Source organism: Streptomyces sp. NRRL F-5630 (assembly GCF_000719475.1).
Taxonomy (GTDB): Bacteria; Actinomycetota; Actinomycetes; order Streptomycetales; family Streptomycetaceae; genus Streptomyces.
On the sequence record NZ_JOGO01000024.1, the window covers coordinates 51,716 to 68,158 of the forward strand.

Annotated in this window: 12 protein-coding genes; 8 read left to right on the plus strand and 4 right to left on the minus strand. The window is 71.8% G+C overall.

Annotation, left to right across the window (positions count from 1 at the left end):
- Positions 1 to 2: 2 nt before the first annotated feature.
- Positions 3 to 458, plus strand: a complete 456-nt coding sequence (locus tag IF99_RS0114130; RefSeq protein WP_030996806.1) for a MarR family winged helix-turn-helix transcriptional regulator — start codon at positions 3 to 5, stop codon at positions 456 to 458.
- A 279-nt stretch (positions 459 to 737) separates the two neighbouring features.
- On the opposite strand, the gene IF99_RS0114135 is transcribed toward IF99_RS0114130, so the two are convergent.
- Positions 738 to 1,343 carry a TetR/AcrR family transcriptional regulator gene (locus tag IF99_RS0114135; RefSeq protein WP_030996807.1) on the minus strand — a complete coding sequence of 202 codons (606 nt, stop codon included), beginning with the start codon at positions 1,341 to 1,343 and terminating at the stop codon, positions 738 to 740.
- A gap of 113 nt (positions 1,344 to 1,456) precedes the next feature.
- Between IF99_RS0114135 and IF99_RS0114140 the strand changes: the two genes are divergently transcribed.
- Positions 1,457 to 3,661, plus strand: a complete 2,205-nt coding sequence (locus IF99_RS0114140) for an MMPL family transporter (RefSeq protein ID WP_051703493.1) — start codon at positions 1,457 to 1,459, stop codon at positions 3,659 to 3,661.
- 339 nt (positions 3,662 to 4,000) lie between these two features.
- Here the strand turns inward: IF99_RS0114140 and IF99_RS0114145 are convergent, their stop codons facing one another.
- Positions 4,001 to 5,092, minus strand: coding sequence for a LacI family DNA-binding transcriptional regulator (locus tag IF99_RS0114145; RefSeq protein ID WP_078655086.1), 1,092 nt, complete (start codon positions 5,090 to 5,092; stop codon positions 4,001 to 4,003).
- A 236-nt stretch (positions 5,093 to 5,328) separates the two neighbouring features.
- Between IF99_RS0114145 and IF99_RS0114150 the strand changes: the two genes are divergently transcribed.
- From IF99_RS0114150 to IF99_RS0114165, 4 genes are read left to right on the plus strand one after another with little or no spacing between them, the layout of a single operon-like run.
- Positions 5,329 to 6,630, plus strand: a complete 1,302-nt coding sequence (locus IF99_RS0114150; protein ID WP_030996810.1) for an extracellular solute-binding protein — start codon at positions 5,329 to 5,331, stop codon at positions 6,628 to 6,630.
- An 11-nt stretch (positions 6,631 to 6,641) separates the two neighbouring features.
- On the plus strand, positions 6,642 to 7,622 hold the full coding sequence (locus tag IF99_RS0114155; protein ID WP_030996811.1) for a carbohydrate ABC transporter permease: 981 nt from the start codon (positions 6,642 to 6,644) through the stop codon (positions 7,620 to 7,622).
- Position 7,623: 1 nt separating this feature from the next.
- Entirely contained in the window at positions 7,624 to 8,457 is an 834-nt protein-coding gene (locus tag IF99_RS0114160; protein ID WP_030996812.1) for a carbohydrate ABC transporter permease, read from the plus strand.
- 2 nt (positions 8,458 to 8,459) lie between these two features.
- Positions 8,460 to 9,539: a glycosidase gene (locus IF99_RS0114165; RefSeq protein WP_030996813.1), complete on the plus strand. Its 1,080-nt coding sequence runs from the start codon at positions 8,460 to 8,462 to the stop codon at positions 9,537 to 9,539.
- Between the two features lie 73 nt (positions 9,540 to 9,612).
- Here the strand turns inward: IF99_RS0114165 and IF99_RS0114170 are convergent, their stop codons facing one another.
- On the minus strand, positions 9,613 to 11,802 hold the full coding sequence (locus IF99_RS0114170) for a polysaccharide lyase family 8 super-sandwich domain-containing protein (protein ID WP_030996814.1): 2,190 nt from the start codon (positions 11,800 to 11,802) through the stop codon (positions 9,613 to 9,615).
- Positions 11,803 to 12,330: 528 nt separating this feature from the next.
- Between IF99_RS0114170 and IF99_RS0114175 the strand changes: the two genes are divergently transcribed.
- Together IF99_RS0114175 and IF99_RS0114180 are read left to right on the plus strand one after the other, a co-directional pair.
- Positions 12,331 to 13,818, plus strand: a complete 1,488-nt coding sequence (locus IF99_RS0114175; RefSeq protein WP_037826906.1) for a class I adenylate-forming enzyme family protein — start codon at positions 12,331 to 12,333, stop codon at positions 13,816 to 13,818.
- 314 nt (positions 13,819 to 14,132) lie between these two features.
- Entirely contained in the window at positions 14,133 to 14,864 is a 732-nt protein-coding gene (locus IF99_RS0114180) for a VOC family protein (protein WP_030996816.1), read from the plus strand.
- Positions 14,865 to 14,979: 115 nt separating this feature from the next.
- Here IF99_RS0114180 and IF99_RS0114185 read toward each other — a convergent pair whose 3' ends face one another.
- Positions 14,980 to 16,392 (minus strand): capsule biosynthesis protein CapZ, encoded by a 1,413-nt coding sequence (locus tag IF99_RS0114185; RefSeq protein ID WP_030996817.1) that lies wholly within the window; start codon positions 16,390 to 16,392, stop codon positions 14,980 to 14,982.
- Between the last annotated feature and the right edge of the window lie 51 nt (positions 16,393 to 16,443).

Sequence of the window (16,443 nt, forward strand, 5' to 3'; positions counted from 1 at the left end):
CCGTGAGCGCGAACGCAAAGCCCGACCATCCGTCCTCCAGGGACGCCCAGGCCCTCGGCAGCGAGCTGAGGGTCGCGGTGGCCCGGATCTACAGCCGCTTCCGCTCCGAACGCGGCGAAGGCGAGATGGCCGAGGCGGCTGTCATCGTGCTCACCGCACTCTTCAAGCACGGCCCGCAGAGCCTGACCGAACTCAGCCGCCGCGCCCGCGTGACACCGAGCTCCATGAGCCAGACCGTCAACCGACTCGTCTCCGGCGGGCACGCGACACGGCAGAAGGACCCGGAGGACGGGCGCCGCGTCCTCTTCCGCCTCACACCGTCCGGCGCCGAAGTGGCTCGTGGAGCACTGGCAACGCGTCAGGACTGGCTGGACGGGCAGCTGGCCCAACTGTCCGACGAAGAGCGGCTGACGCTCCTGCGGGCTTCCCGCATCCTGCGCCGACTCGCCGACGCCTGAGAATCCACGTTCCAGGCGCACCGCGAAACCGTGCCGGCGCGAACCCTGTCCGGCCGGACTCGCGGACCGTCCGGCCCGAGCCGAGGCACCCGGTTACGGCCCAGGAACACCTGGAACTGCGGGGAGTCACCGCGCTGTCCGGCCGTGATCATCAGCGGCATCTGCTTCTGGGCCTGCTCGACCGGTGGATGCGACGTGGACGAGAAGCCCGGCTGGTCAGCGCGTACACCGCCGCCGTGAACACGACCGGCCGGGCGGTGGTGTTCACGGCCGTCGGCCTCAGTCGTGGGTGGCTCTGGCCGCGTCGATGAGTGCGCGCAGGCAGGTCATCACGTCGTGGTGCAGCCCCGGTGTGTCGCGGAACTGGTGGGCGATGCCGATGTACTGGGCGAGTGCGGCTCCGACGGCGGCGGCGAGGACGGCGCTGAGGGGTTCGTCGACCGCCAGGCCGGTTTCCGCGCTGAGCCGGGTCGAGGCGACCTGGACGACATCGGTCAACTGGCTGCTGCTGAGTGCTTGCAGGCCGGGGTTGGCCTCGTTCATGGCCTTGGTGAGTGCCATGAGTTCCGCGTCGTTGAACTCCGCTTCCGCCGCGAGCCAGATGTCCACCACGTCGAGGAAGCCGGCCTCGGGGTGCTGTTCGACGGCGTCGGTGAGCCGGGAGGCGACCTCGTTGGCCACGCTCAGCGCGATGTCGTGCTTGGAGGGGAAGTACTGCTGCACAGTGCGCGGTGCGACGTCGGCGGCGCGTGCGATGTCGGCGATGGTCGTGCCGTCGTAGCCGTGCTCGGCGAACAGGCGCATGCCGGAGCGGCGGATCGCTTCACGGCGCTTCGCCTTGACGCGTTCACGGTGCGACCCCGATGTCGTCCCAGGTGCGGTCATACCGGAACAGTAACATGGGGCGCGAAACTGCGCTCTGACGCAAAAATGCTATGGTTGGCAGTTATCTCGGGGGTCCGCTCGCTGATCCGACCTGTTCCAAGGAGTTCGTGGCTGTGTCCACCTACCTGTACCGACTGTCCCGGTGGTGCTTCCGGCACCGCTGGGCGACCCTGGCGTCCTGGATCCTGATCGTGACCGTGGCCGTCCTGGGCGCTCAGGCCGCCGGCGGCAGGACCGACGACAATTTCTCCATTCCCGGCACCGAGTCCCAGCAGGCCGTGAGCGTGCTGAAGGACAAGCTCCCGGCCGCCTCCGGCGCCTCCACCCAGGTCGTCTTCGCCGCCCCCGACGGGCAGGACATCACCGAAGCGACCCGTCAGAAGGCGATCACCCAGGCCGTCAGGGACCTGGGCGCGCTGCCCCAGGTGACGCGGGTCAGCAACCCGTTCGAGACGAAGCTCGTCTCACCGGACAAGCGGATCGCGCTGGCCACCGTCGCCTACGACACAGCCGCCGGAGACGTCGAGGAGGCCACCGTCGACAAGCTGGAGCCGGCCACCGCCGCGGCCGAAGACGCCGACGTGAAGGTGGCCTTCTCCGGTGACGTCTACCCCCACGACGAGGCGGGCGTGAACTCCGAGGCGGTCGGCATGGTCGTCGCCCTCCTCGTCCTGCTGGTCACCTTCGGCTCGCTCGTCGCGGGCGGTATGCCCCTCGTCACCGCCCTGTTCGGCGTGGTCATCTCGATGATGAGCCTCACCATGCTCGCCGCCGTCTTCGACATCGCCTCGGCCGCCACCTCGGTGGCCACCATGCTCGGCCTGTCGTGCGGCATCGACTACGCCCTGTTCATCGTCTCCCGCCACCGGGCCAACCTGCAGGCGGGCCACAGTCCGGAAGAGGCCGCGGGCCGAGCCGCGGGCACCGCCGGAAGCTCGGTGCTGTTCGCGGGCCTGAGCGTCATCATCGCCCTGTGCGGCCTGACCGTCGTCGGTATCCCGTTCCTGAACGTCATGGGCCTGGCCGCCGCCGGCACGGTCGCCATCGGCCTGCTGATCGCCCTGACCCTGCTGCCCGCCTTCCTCGGCTTCGCCGGTGAGCGGATGGGCCGCTTCTCCCGCCTCCCCGGCCTGCGCCGTGCCCGCCCGGCGACCGAAACCGCTGTCCACGCGCCCGAGAAGCTGACCGGTACCCGCTGGGCGAACTGGGTCGTACGCCGTCGCGTCCCCGTCCTGGTCGTCGGCGTTCTGGGCCTGGGGCTGATGGCGGTCCCGGCCGCGAGCATGGACCTCGGGCTGCCCGGCGCGGACGCGCGCCCCACCTCCGACACCTCCCGCCAGGCGTACGACCTGACGACGGAGCACTTCGGCCCCGGCTACAACGGCACCCTGACCATCGTCGCCGAGAACGTCGGTCAGCCCGCCCAGGCGCAGGCCATCAGCTCCGCCCTGAAGAAGCTCGACGGCGTCGCGTCGGCCGACCCGGCCGCTGTCGTCAACGGCATCGCGGTGATCAACGTCGTGCCCACCACCGGCCCCAGCGACTCCGCCACCTCCGACCTGGTCCACGACATCCGCGACCACCGCACCGAACTGGCCGCGGGAACCGGCGCCCACCTCCTGGTCGGCGGCGCCACCGCCACCCACATCGACATCGCGACCAAGCTGGGCGACGCCCTTCCGGTCTTCCTGCTCGTCGTCGTCGGACTCGCCTTCGTCCTGCTGACGTTCGCCTTCCGCACCATCCTCGTGCCGCTGAAGTCGATCGTGGGGTTCCTGCTCTCCACCGGCGCCGCCTTCGGCGCCCAGGTCGCCGTCTTCCAGTGGGGCTGGTTCAAGGACGCGCTCGGCATCACCCCCTCCCAGACCCTGTGCTTCCTGCCGATCATCCTGCTGGCCATCATGTTCGGCCTGTCCAGTGACTACGAGATCTTCGTGGTCTCCCGCGTCAAGGAGCACTACACCCGGCACGGCGACGCCCGCGCCGCCGCCGTGACCGGTACCGGACTGTCCACCCGCGTGGTCACCGCCGCCGCCCTGATCATGGTGTCCATCTTCGTCGCCGTCATGGCCGAGACCGACCCGGTCGTCAAGGCCCTCGGCTTCAGCTTCGCCGTCGGCGTCTTCCTCGACGCCTTCGTCGTCCGCCTCGCCCTGGTCCCCGCCTTCATGGCGCTCGTGGGCAGCCGGATCTGGCACCACCCCGAGTGGTACGGCCGCCTCGTCCCCGCCCCCGACATCGAAGGCGAAAAGCTCGAAGAGCGCCTCGGCCACCGCAGCACCCGCCGCCCCGAACAGCCAGTCCCCGCCGACGCCTGACCCCACGCCGACCCCAGGGGGTGCCCGTCGAGGCCATGCGCTCGGTGGGCACCCCCCGTTCGGCCTGGCTCCTCGTCCTCGGCGTCCTCCGTGACAACGCCCGGCCCGTCCGGGCCGACCGCGTTGCTCGGCGCGGGGCGCCATCAGCAGCACGACCCGGGTGCTCACCGGCCCGGCGGGAACGGCGAGTTCGCGCGTCTTCACCGTCCCGACGCGTGACGAGCACGCTCCGAGCCACCGCTCGGCATGCGGCAACGATCAGTCAGGGCGGCAGGGTTCGTCCCACCGCTTCACCGGCGCGAGCGCGCCGGCGGCGGCCGGGGAGCGAGGCGGCGAAGCTCACGCCGGTGGGGGAGCGGTGCTGGCCCGGACGATGAACTGCACGGGCGGCAGGGGGACCGGCTGGAAGTCCTTGCCCCCGGTCAGTGCGACCAGCGTGCGCGCGGCGGCGTGGCCCCACGCCAGGACGTCCTGCCGGGCCGTGGTCAGCGGGGGTGAGATGCAGTCGGCCAGCGGGATGTCGTCGAAGCCGACGACCGACAGGTCCTCCGGGACCCGCAGGCCGCGGCTGGTCGCGGCGGCGATCCCGGCGATGGCCATGAGGTCATTGGCGTAGACGATCGCCGTCGGGCGTTCGTCCTGGTCCAGCAGCCGGTGGGTGGCCTGGGCGCCGGAAGCCCCGGTGAAGTCGGCCTTGGCTGGGGGAAGTTCGGGCAGGCCCGCCTCCGCGAGCGCCTCGCTCCACGCGATGCGCCTGCTCTCGGTGTGGACGTAGCCCTCGGCGCCGCAGACATGGCCGATGCGCCGGTGCCCGAGCGAGCGCAGGTGCCTGACCGCCTGGCGGATGCCGCTGCCGTCGTCGACGCCGATGGACGGGATGGCGGTGCCCTCCTGCGGCGGACCGACGATGAGCGCCGGAATGTCCAGCGCCGTCACGAGCGCGGGGCGCGGGTCGCCGACCCGCAGGTCGGTCAGGAAGACGCCGTCGACCCGGCCGTCCCCGGCCAGCCGTTCGTAGGCCCGCTGTTCGGAGTCCACGTCCGGGACGACCTGGAGCACGAGCGCGTAACCGAGCGGGGCGAGCCCGGTCTCGATGCCTGCCACGAACTGCGGGAAGAACGGGTCGGTGCTCAGCAGTTCGGGCGGCCTGCGTATCACCAGCCCCAGGGTCTGCCACCGCTTGGTGGACAGGGCGCGGGCGCCGGCGTTGGGCTGCCAGCCCAGGTCGTCCATGGCGGCGCGCACCCGGCGGCGCGCCTGCGGGCTCACCCCGGGGCGGTCGTTGACGACGAAGGAGACGGTCGCCTTGGAGACCTGGGCCAGCGCGGCCACGTCACCGATCGTGGGGCGGCGGGGCCGGGGCGGCCGGGGCGGGGCTTCGTCGGTGCCCTCCGCCGCCGGTCCGCCGGACGGGTCCTTCGGTCGCGTCATACCGCCTCGCCTCCGCCTTGACGGCGACTCCCCACGCGGACCCGCCGGAGGGACGAGTTTATGTCCGCCTGGTGCCGGAAATGATTCGGTCCCTTCTCTTGACCGCCCCATACTAAACCGGTTTGATGAGGCCGTCACCCCCCGCGACGATCTTGACGGCGGGGCTGGTCCGCAGCGCCGACGCAGAGGGTCCGCTCCGGGCCCTCGACCATCCGCAGGGAAGGGAGTTGGGCGCTATGAGGCGTCATTTTCCGCGCGTTACGGTGCTGGCGACCGCCGCGGTGGTCGCGCTGCCGCTGTCGGCCTGCGGCTCGGGCGGCGACAGCGGCGGGAAGCCGACGTCGGGACCGATCGAGATGTGGTACTCGACGAACCAGCAGGAACAGGCGTGGGCCAAGGCCGCCGTGGCCGCCTGGAACGCGCGGCACCCCGACGAGAAGGTGACGGCCAGGGCCGTGCCGTCGGGCAAGTCCACCGAGGACGTCCTCACGGCCGCGATCACCGCGGGCAACACCCCGTGCCTCGTCTACAACACCGCCCCGGCCGCCGTCCCCGCCTTCCAGAAGCAGGGGGGCCTGGTCAACCTCTCCAAGACCTTCGACGACGCCGAGTCCTTCATCGAGAAGCGCTCCGGCGCGGTCGCGGACGGCTTCCGGTCACCGGACGGCTCGCTCTACCAGGTGCCCTGGAAGACGAACCCCTTCATGCTCTATTACAACAAGGACGTCTTCGCGAAGGCCGGTCTCGATCCGGAGAAGCCGCGGCTGAACACGTACGAGGACGTGCTCGCGGCAGCCGAGGCGATCAAGAAGAGCAAGGCCGCGAAGTTCGCCCTCTACCCCCCGGCGACCAGCGACTCCACCAACGCGCTGTTCGACTTCTACCCCCTCTACCTCGCCAACTCCGGCGGCACGCAACTGGTGAAGGACGGCAAGGCCACCTTCACCTCGCGGGCCGGGCGGCAGACCCTCGCCTTCTGGCAGCGGATGTACGCCCGCGGCTACTCCTCGCCGGAGGCGTACAGCGGCGACATGTGGGCGGGCCCCTTCGCCGACGGAGTGGCCGCGATGGGCATCGCCGGGCCCTGGGGCAAGGGGCAGTTCGACGGCAAGGTGAAGTACGGCGTGGTGCCCCTTCCCACCGCCGCCGGAACGGCCGGCGGCACGACGCCGACCTTCGCGGACTCCAAGAACGTGGGGCTCTTCAGCTCCTGCGCCCACAAGCAGACCGCCTGGGACTTCACCAAGTTCTCCATGAGCGAGGAGAGGGACAGGGCGCTCCTCGAAAAGACCGGCCAGTTCCCCACCCGGAGCGACGCGGCCGCCGTAGGGGCCTCCTTCCTCAAGGACAACACCTTCTACCAGCCCTTCGCCGACGCCGTGCCCCACGCCGTGGACGTACCGAACATCGCGGGCTCGGCCCAGGTGTGGAAGACCTTCCGCGCCGGGTGGGAGAAGACGGTGCTGACCGGCAAGGGCGATGTGGAGGCGGCCTTCGGCAAGGTCGCGCGGGAGATCGACGACCAGGCCGCGGGCTGACGGAGCACACGATGACCCCACCCCGTGCCCAGACCGACGCACCGCGGGCCACCGCGGCCCCGGCCCCGGGCGGAGCGGCTGACGCCTCGGCGCCGCCTCGCAGGCCGCCCGCCTCGCGGGTGAGGCGGTGGCTGGGCGGCAGTCCGCTCGGCCTCTTCCTCACCGCGCCGTACACCGCCTACGTCCTCGTCGTGTTCGTCATCCCGTTCGGGGCCGGGGTGTGGATGGCGTTCCACGACTACTTCTTCACCGCGCCCGGTGTCTCCGTGCCCCATCCGTTCGTCGGCCTGGACAACTTCACCGAGGTCCTGGGGGAGACGGAAACCCGGCGGGCCTTCGGCAACCTCGCGCTGTTCATGGCCATCAACGTCCCGCTGACCGTGGTGCTCGCCCTCGCGCTGGCGTCGTGGCTGAACGCGGTGACCCGCTGGCGGGGCTTCTTCCGGATCGCCTACTACGTCCCGTACGTGACGGCCTCGGTGGCCACCCTCGCCGTCTGGCTGTTCCTGTTCAACGGCTCCGGCGCGGTCAACCACGTGCTCGGCTCCTACGCCCCGGACCCCTCGTGGCTGGCGAACAAGCACCTGGTGATGCCGCTCATCGCGGTGTACGTCACCTGGAAGCAGCTCGGGCTCTACATCCTGCTCTACCTCGCGGCTCTCCAGAACGTGCCCAAGGAACTGCACGAGGCGGCCCTGACGGACGGTGCGGGACGCTTCCAGGCGTTCCGCGCGGTCACCCTGCCCGCCGTCCGCCCCGTCACCTCGCTGGTCGTCCTGCTCTCCGTCATCACGGCCGGACAGATCTTCACCGAACCGTTCCTGCTCACGGGCGGCGGCCCGGGCGGCGCCTCCCTCACCCCGGCGCTGCTCGTGTACCAGCGGGGCATCGCCCAGGGGGAGCCGGACGCCGCGGCCGCCATCGGGCTGATTCTGGTGACCGGCGTGCTCATCATCGCGACCGTCGCCCGGCGCGTCACGGAAAGGGACTGACATGGACCGCGTCCTGCGAGGTCTGCGCTACGCCGCGCTCGGTCTCGGTGCCGTCGCCGCGCTGCTGCCGTTCTACTACATGATCATCGGCGCGCTGCAGAAGAAGCGCGACAGCAGTCCGCGCGGCCTGCTGCCCGATCCGGCCAACCTCACTCTCGCCAACCTCACGGGCATCGACGCCTCCTTCAACCTCGTCGGCGCTCTCGCCAACTCGCTGATCGTGACCGCCGGGGTGATGGCCTGCACGCTCGTCTTCGGCCTGCTGGCCGGGTACGCGCTGGCGATCCTGCGGTTCCGGGGCCGCGGCATGCTCTTCGCCCTGGTGCTGCTGGTCCAGGCGATCCCCTTCCAGCTGCTGATGATCCCGCTGTACGTGATGGTCGTGCGCTACTTCGGCCTCGCCGACAGCTACGCCGGCATGATCCTGCCGTTCGCCGTCAACTCCGTCGCGGTGCTCATCTTCCGCCAGTACTTCTTGCAGATCCCCAGGGAGATCTTCGACGCGGCCCGCATGGACGGGGCGGGCGAACTGCGCATCCTGCGCTCGGTGGCGGTGCCGCTGGTGCGCCCCGCGGTCCTCACGGCCATGCTCGTCACCTTCATCGGCCCCTGGAACGAGTTCCTGTGGCCCTTCCTGGTGACCAAGGACGAGGGGATGCAGCCGCTGGCCGTGAGCCTGGCGAACTTCTCCCAGTCCAACTCCACCTTCCAGGCCAACCCCATGGGTGCGGTGCTCGCCGGAGCCTGTGTGCTGGCGGTGCCCGCCGTGGTCCTGTTCGTGCTCTTCCAACGCCATTTCACCTCGGCCAACCTCGGCTCCGCGATCAAAGGCTAGGTATGCCCCAGCTCAGCACCCCCACCGCCCTCCCCTACACCCTGCGCAGGGTCGGCGTGCTCATGAGCCCCGATCCCGCCGACCCCCTGGAGGCGGAGGGCGTCCTCAACCCGGGCACCGCCAGGGCACCCGACGGGCAGCTCTACCTGTTCCCGCGCATGGTCGCGGAGGGCAACGTCTCGCGCATCGGCCGGGCCCGCGTGGTCGTCGAGGACGGTGTGCCGGTCGGTGTCGAGCGGCAGGGCGTGGTGCTCGCGCCGGAGGAGGGCTTCGAGCGGGGCGCGGGCAACGCCGGGGTGGAGGACCCCCGGATCACGTTCCTCGCCGACCTGGGCGTGTACGTCATGACGTACGTGGCCTACGGCCCGCTCGGTCCCCGGCCCGCCCTGGCCGTCTCCACGGACACCGTCGCCTGGCGCCGCCTCGGCCCGCTGCACTTCGCGTACCGGCCGGAACTCGCCACCGACCTGAACTTCTTCCCCAACAAGGACCTCGTGTTCTTCCCGGAGGTCGTGCCGGGCCCGGACGGGCGGCCGAGCTTCGCGATGCTGCACCGCCCGATGTGGGACCTGGAGTGGCTGCGACCGGGGGAGGGCGCCCCCGCGCCCGCCGGGATCAGTGACGGGCGGCCCTCGATCTGGATCGCCTACGCCGACGCCGAGGAGGTCTCCCGCGACCTCTCCGCGCTCACCTCGCTGCGGCACTCCGCCCCGGTGGCCGGGCCCGAGATGCCCTTCGAGGTCGCCAAGATCGGGGCGGGCCCGCCGCCGGTGCGGGTGCCTGAGGGCTGGCTCCTCATCCACCACGGCGTGACCGGCCCGGTCGCCAGGGGCTTCGAGCTCAGCCACGGCGCGGTCTACCGGGCGGGCGGCATCCTCCTCGACCCGGACGACCCCTCCCGGGTGCTGGCCCGCTCGCCCGAGCCGTGGCTCTCGCCGGAGACGCGCGAGGAGACGGTGGGCACCCTGGGCAACGTCGTCTTCCCCACGGCCGTCGAGCGGATAGCCGGCACGACGTATGTCTTCTACGGCATGGCGGACAGCGCGATCGGGGTCGCCGCCCTGGAGCGCACCGACCACTGACGGCCCGCACCCGAAGAGGCGCACCGCCGACGGATCACCTCCCGTCGGCGGTACGCCTCTTCGTGCCCAGGCCCTAGTCCAGCGCCCGCGTCACCGTCCTGCCGAGGTCCGCGCCCGTGCCGAGGGCGAAGTCGCCCCGGCGGGTACGGCCCCGGGAGGTGAGGGTGACCGTGACCCGGAGGCCGGGCCGGTCCGGGTTGGCCACGCTCACCACGGGCGAGCGGCCCGTCCGGTCGAGGAGGACGAGGGCGGGCTGGTCCACGAGGAGGGTGCTCCCGCCGCCCAGGTCGAGGTCGCCGGGCTCGTGGAAGACCGCCATCGTCAGCCGGAGCCGGGGATGGGTGACGGCCTGCACCCGCTCGTCGTTGCGCAGGGCCCGCACCACCGGCCTGGCCGCGTACTCCCTGACCCGGCCGGGGGTGGCGCCGGGCAGGACGATGTAGGCGTACCCGGCGTCCTCCGGGGCGGTGCCGTGGTCGAAGAAGAGCGTGAAGGCGTCGCGTTCGACCGGGTCGCGGTCGATCCAGCTCCCGCGCTGCTTCTTGCGGGAGACCTTCAGCGGGCCGCCCTCGGGGAAGACGTAGCCGATCTCGTCGTTGTACGCCCAAGTGGCCGTCACCGGCGCGGAGTCGGTGCCGGGGCGCACGGCCCGCCCGCCGACGGTGGCGTTGGCGCGCGCCGCCCCCTGGTTGACGGTCGTGTGGACGGCGTGGGCGGAGGTGGAGCTGATCCCGGTGCCGAGCACCACCAGCTCGTCGTCGAAACAGAAGTAGCTCTTGAGCCCCTTGGTCCCGTACCGGTCCAGGGTGAGGACGCAGGCGCCGTACCGCCCGTCGCTGACGCCGCCGGTGAAGCTCCCCTGGTTGTCGGGGCTGGAGGCCGAGGTCACCTTGGCGTACGGCGCGGTCACGCCGGGGTAGTGGGACCAGTCGAAGGCGGGGACGAGGTCGTCGTACTCCCGGTTGGTGACCTGGATCGAGGTGGCCCCGGACGCGTTCCAGGCGATCTCGTTGCCGACCTCGGGCCGGAGCGTGGAGCGGTACTCGCTGCCTTTCATCCGGGGGGAGTTGATCCTCGTGAAGACGCCGTAGCCGTCCCGAAGGTGGGAGGAGAACTCCGACCGCCAGAAGTACTTGTGCCCGGTGACGCCGCTGCCCCGGCTCCGGCCGCGGATGTTGTCGGCCAGGAGCGCGTACTGGGCCGACCTGGCCTCGTCGGCGCGGGCCATCCGGTCCAGCGGCTCCAGGAAGTCCGCCGCGTAGCTCGTGACGCCGTCGATGGTGTTGGGCGGCCGGTAGCCGAGGTACAGCATCCCGATCTCCCCGCGGATCAGCCACCGTGTGCCGTCGAGGATGTAGAAGGCCACGGCGTCGATGTCCTCGGGCGAGAAGCCGAAGCTCGTGCCGCGCGCCACGTCGGCCCAGGCCGCGACGATGGTGAAGAGCGTCATGCCGTAGCCCTCGCTGTAGAGCTGCGCGCCGTGCGCCCAGAAGCTGGAGTCGGCCTGCACGGACTCCTTGACCCCGCCGCTGCGGTCGACCGTCACCGTCTGCGCCATGGTGAGGTAGCCCTGGCGGATGTCGTCCGGGGCGTGCTTGGCGACCGCCTCGTAGAGGTAGTTCTCGGTGCGCCAGGAGCCGTTTGCCCCGACCGGGTCACGCCGCCCGGTGTTGTGGGCGTAGGCCACCTCCCGGGCCTCGGCGCTGAGTTCGTCACCGACGAAGACCGACACCCGCCCCATGGCCATGGAGGTGCCGATCTCGGTCTCCCACCAGTTGGTGCAGGTCGGCTCGGCCGTGTCCCAGTGGAGCAGGGCGCGGTTCAGCGCCTCGGTCAACTCCGGCCTGCCATGCCCCTCCAGCTCCGGGTCCCGGTAGGCGTGGGCCATCGCCATCATGCGGTACAGCGCCTGGTACGGCGACCACACCCGGCCGTTCGCGGAACTGGTGGTGTCGGCGTAGTCCACGTCCGGCCAGGACCCGTCGGGGCGCAGGGACGCCGCGTAGGACAGGGCCTCGGAAGCGCGGGCGAGGAAGATGCCGTTGGCCAGCCGCACTTGGTCGCCCTGGGCGAGGAAGCGCTGCTGGAGGCGCTCGATGATGAGCTGGATCTCGTCGGCGGCCGACGGGTCGCCGCCCGCCTCGGCGGCCCGCGCGAGGGACGGCACCGTCAGCGTCAGTCCGGCCGCGCCCGCGACCAGCCCCAGCCCGCCGAGCAGGACGCGGCGGCGGTCGGGCAGGAAGGCGGCTCCGGTGTGCGGCATGAAGGACTCCTTCGGTGCGCCCGGCCTGCGGGCAGTGGTGCCGGACGGCTGATCCGCCGAGGAGGTTCCGTCTCGGCCGACGCGAACGTGCGGGCGTTCATCCGGTCATGGCCGCCGGGTGGAACACGTAGTGGCTAAACCGGTTTGAGGATGGTGTTCCACAGTTATCCGGTGCCGCTCGCCCGCGTCAACACCCCGAACGGCGAAACTTCCACGCCTCGGGGCTCTCCCGGTCCGCGCCGGGCGGCGAAGGGGCGCGGCCTCGCCCTGCCGGCCCGTGGTCCGCGCGTTGACTGCCCCGCGCCGCACGCGCAAGTGGAGGGCCGTGCAACCGAGTTCCGGCGCGATCCCGCCCCGCCCCCTCGGCCGGAAGGGGCGGAGGCGGTGGAGCCTCCGCTTCCGCGTGTGGTTACCGTACGACCGGTGCTCACGCCTGTGGACGAACGCCGTCGGCCGTGCGCGGGCGCCGCCCAGAATGCGGGAACGGCCTTGAAGCGGAAGTGACCTGTGAAGGAGCCGTCTGAAGGTATGACCGAGAATCTGACACAACGTCTGGCCGAGCACGTACGAGAGGCGGGGTGGAGCGACCGAGCGGCGTTCCTGACAGGCGAGGAAACCTGGACGTTCAGCCAGGTCTTCGCCGGCGCGGCGCGGGCCGCGGGCGGGTACCGGGCCGCGGGATTACAGCCGGGGGACCGGGTCCTGCTCGCCCTGACCGACAGCATGGAAATGGTCTGGTGCCTGCTCGGGGCCTGGCAGGCCGGACTCGTCGCGGTCCCGGTGAACGTCCAGATGGGCAAGGAGGACCTGACCCGCGACATCGCCACGGCCGAACCGGCGCTGATCGTGGTCGACCCGGAGACCGTCGGATGGCTCAACGCCTCGGCCCCCGCCCCGACCACGGAAGCCGGACCGCTGCTCGCGTCGGAGCCCGAGACCCGGTTCGAAGGCGGCGGGGACGACCCCGCGCTCGCCCTGTTCACCTCCGGCACCACGGGCCCGCCCAAACTGTGCTTCTTCCTCCACCGCAACTTCGAGGACCGGATCGGCCCGCGGGAGACCGCCGGGCCCGGCACGGTCGCCCTGTCGGTCTCGCGCATGTACTTCTACGGGGGGCTGAGCGCGTCGCTGTTCACCACGCTGGGGACCGGGCAGACCGCTGTGCTCTCCCGCCCGCGCGCGACCCCGGCGGCGGCGATCGAGCTGATGCGCCGCCACCAGGTCACGAACCTGTTCGCGCAGCCGAGCTTCCTGGCGCGCCTGCTGCTGGAGCCCGGCCACGCCGAGGTGTTCCGCCGCCTCCGGCATGTGACGAGCGCCGGTGAGGTGCTCTCGGCGCGGATGCGCGAAAAACTGGTCCCCGTCCTCGGGGAGCGGCTGGTCAACGGGTACGGCGCGACGGAGATAGGCGGCATAGCCGTCGGCCGTCCCGCCGCGTACGACTCGCCCTCGGCGGTCGGTCCGGCCGCCGAGGGCAGGCCGGTGCGCGTCCTGGGCGCCGACGGGGAGTCGGTGCCCGTGGGCGAGCGGGGAGAGCTGCACATACGCGTGCCCTTCGCCACGCGCGGCGTCGTCCGGGGCAGCGACGGCCCGGACCAGGTGACCGACGTGTGGTGGCCGACCGGGGACCTGGCCTCGCTCGACGAGGACGCCGTCCTGCACGTCCACGGCCGGCTCGACGACGTCGAGGTGATCGGCGGGCAGAACGTCGTGCCGGGGGAGATCGAGCGTCTGCTGGAGGGCCACCCGGGGGTGCTCGAAGCGGCGGTGAGCGCCGTGCGGCGCCCGGCGGGCGACACCAGCCTGCGCGCCTACGTGGTGGCCGCGCCCGGGAACGGGCCCGGCGGGAGCGCGGACACCGACGCCCTGGCGGCCGAGCTGATCGACCTCGCCCGCGCCCGGCTGTCCTGGTACAAGGTCCCGAACGACGTCGTGTGGCTGGACGCGCTGCCCCGGAACGGGAACGGCAAGATCCTGCGCCGCCGGCTGCGCGCCGAGGGCAACCAGTACGTCTGAGAGCCCGGCCGAGGTCCGCTTCCGGCCGGAAGCGGACCTCGGCCGTAGGAGTCCGCCGTCCCTGCGGAGGGGGCGGCGGACCGCGCGAGAGGGCCGGCGTCCAGGGGCGGGACCAGGAGCGCGCGCGTCCGTCAGCGCCTCGGTGACGCCCGCCACGGGAGCGGACTTCGCGGACACGCCCTCGACGGCCTGCCCCGGCGCGCCTTTCGCGTGACCCGCGCGGCGATGACCGCCTCCGCGCCGAGGCGGCCCGCATGATGGCCCTACCGCACGACGCCGCCGAAGTCCGAGCACCCGACCGAGGAGCCGACCGCATGAGCAGCAGCAGCCCCGTCCACTGGGGGTACGCCTTCGTCGACCGCCCCCGCGCGGGCGCCGACCGCGACCGCGCCTTCTGGGCCGCCGTGACCGGTACGGAGATCTCCGAGGCGAGCGGCGAGGACGGCGAGTTCGTCACCTTCCTGCCGCCCGAGCCCTACGACCCCGTCCTCAAGCACCGCTCGCTGCGCGAGGGCAGGGGCGGCACGCACCTGGACCTCGGCGTCGCGGACGTCGAGGGCTTCGCGCGCCACGCGGCCGGCCTCGGCGCGCTCACGGAACACGAGGAACCGGGCCTCGTCGCACTCCGCAGCCCGGCCGGACTCGCCTTCCGCGTCGTCCACGACGACGGGCTCAACGTCCCCCCGCCGAGCTTCGGCGGCGCACGCCTCGACCAGATCACGCTGGACATCGGCCCCTCCGCGTACGAGGACGAGGTCGCCTTCTGGACCCGCATGACGGGCTGGGAGGCCGAACCGACGAACCAGCCCGAGTACCAGCGCCTGCGCACGGCCCGCGCCTTCCCCTTCCGCATCCTCGCCCAGCGCCTCGACGCGGACCGCGAGCCCGGCGCGCACATCGACTTCGCCACCGCCGACCGCGAGGCGGCACGCGCCCGCCACGAACTCGCGGGCGCCACGTACGTACGGGAGGGCGCGGAGTGGCACGTGATGCGGGACACGGCGGGCATCGAGTACTGCCTGACCGACCGCTCACCGGAGCAGTGAACGCCCTGGTGTCGCAAGGGGGTTGGCGCCCGCACGGTGAGGCCCCGCCGCGTGGGCACCGCCCGGCCGTCCCAGGCGCGGCGGGGCGCCCGTGGACCTCGCGGGCCCCCTGTGCCTACCGGGCGCGGTCCTCGCCGGAGGGGCCGGCCGTGGTCCGCGCGAGTCCCTCCGTGGGACCGAAGTCCTCCGAGGGGCCGAAGACGATGTCCAGGACGTGGCTCATGCGGACGTCGAAGGTGTGGGTGCCGGGGGTGACGAGTTGTTCGGCCCGGTCGTACTTCCAGCCGTTGTTCACGCCCTGGTAGTGGCGGTGGTGGATCAGGTCGTTCTTCTCCGCGTTCGAGCCCGCGACGCTGTGCACGCGCCACTGCGTGGAACGCCAGTCGACGACGCCGGGCAGGACCGCCCACTTGACGGTGGTCGTGCCCTTCGCGCGGTGCCGGTAGTCGACGAAGCGACGCTGGCGCGCGGGGTCCATGGGCTCCGCCGTCGCCTTGGCGATCCAGCGGCCGTCGAACATCACGGCCCCCGCCTCCGACTCCTCCGCGTGGTCGAAGACCGAGCGCGCGTCGTCGCACAGCACGAGTTCGTCGATGTCCACGCTGACGACCCCGGCCGCCCGGGAGAGGTAGCGGAAGCGTCCGTGCTCCAGGAGCCCGTACTGGCAGTAGTCGGAGTCCCAGACCTCGTTCGGGCCGCAGTTCGGGCCCCAGGGATAGCGCCAGTCCACGACGACGGCCGTCGTGATCCCCTCCACCTCCGCGATCGCGTCGGCCACGTCCTGCGGGGTGTAGCGCGTCGAGTTGTTGTCGTAGAAGACGATTCCGGTCACCCCGTGCACGAGGTGGTAGTAGCGCAGGAAGTCCTGGATCCAGACGAGGTCGTTGTCCTTGGACTTCGTGATGATCGTCCGCTGCCCCGCGAAGAGCGCCGACTCGTCGGGCGCGATCTCCGCGCTGAAGCGCTCGTCGCCGAGACCGAGGGTCAGCCGCCGCCCCGGGCCCGCGTCCTTGATCCGCGAACGCTGGGTCCTGCCCCAGTCGGAGAGTGAGACGCAGGCGCCGACGTCCGTGCCGTCCACCCGCCAGTCGGCCTTCTCCAGCGGCTCCCTGAGGTTGTTGAGCGGCGGTCCCGAGAGCCACACGTCCTCGCCCAGCCGGAACGCGTCGTAGAAGAGCGTCCGGCTGTCGAACTTCTCCAGGTAGTCCGCCTGCTGGTCCTCCGGCTTGCGTGGCGGCACGCGGCGCAGCGGCGAGTCCTCGGGGAGCGTGATCCCCGAGGGCCGTACGACCTTCACGGTCTTCTGCTCCGGCCGCCCCACCGAACGCCGTACGTCCCAGGCCGCGCGCGCCTCGCGGAGCGGCCGGAGGAACTCGTCGAGCGTGAGCGCGCCCGGGGGACGGGCGTGCTCCGCCTCCAGGCGGCTGAGGCGCCGGTCGAGTGCCGCGAGGTCGGCGGACGGCAGCGTGGTGGCTTCCGTCCCGTTCGCCGGTCCGGTTCCGGTCTCGCCGAAGGCTCCAGTGGTCACGTTCGCTCCTGTCCGGAGAGCGCCCCTCCCGGCCCGGTGTCCACACCGGAA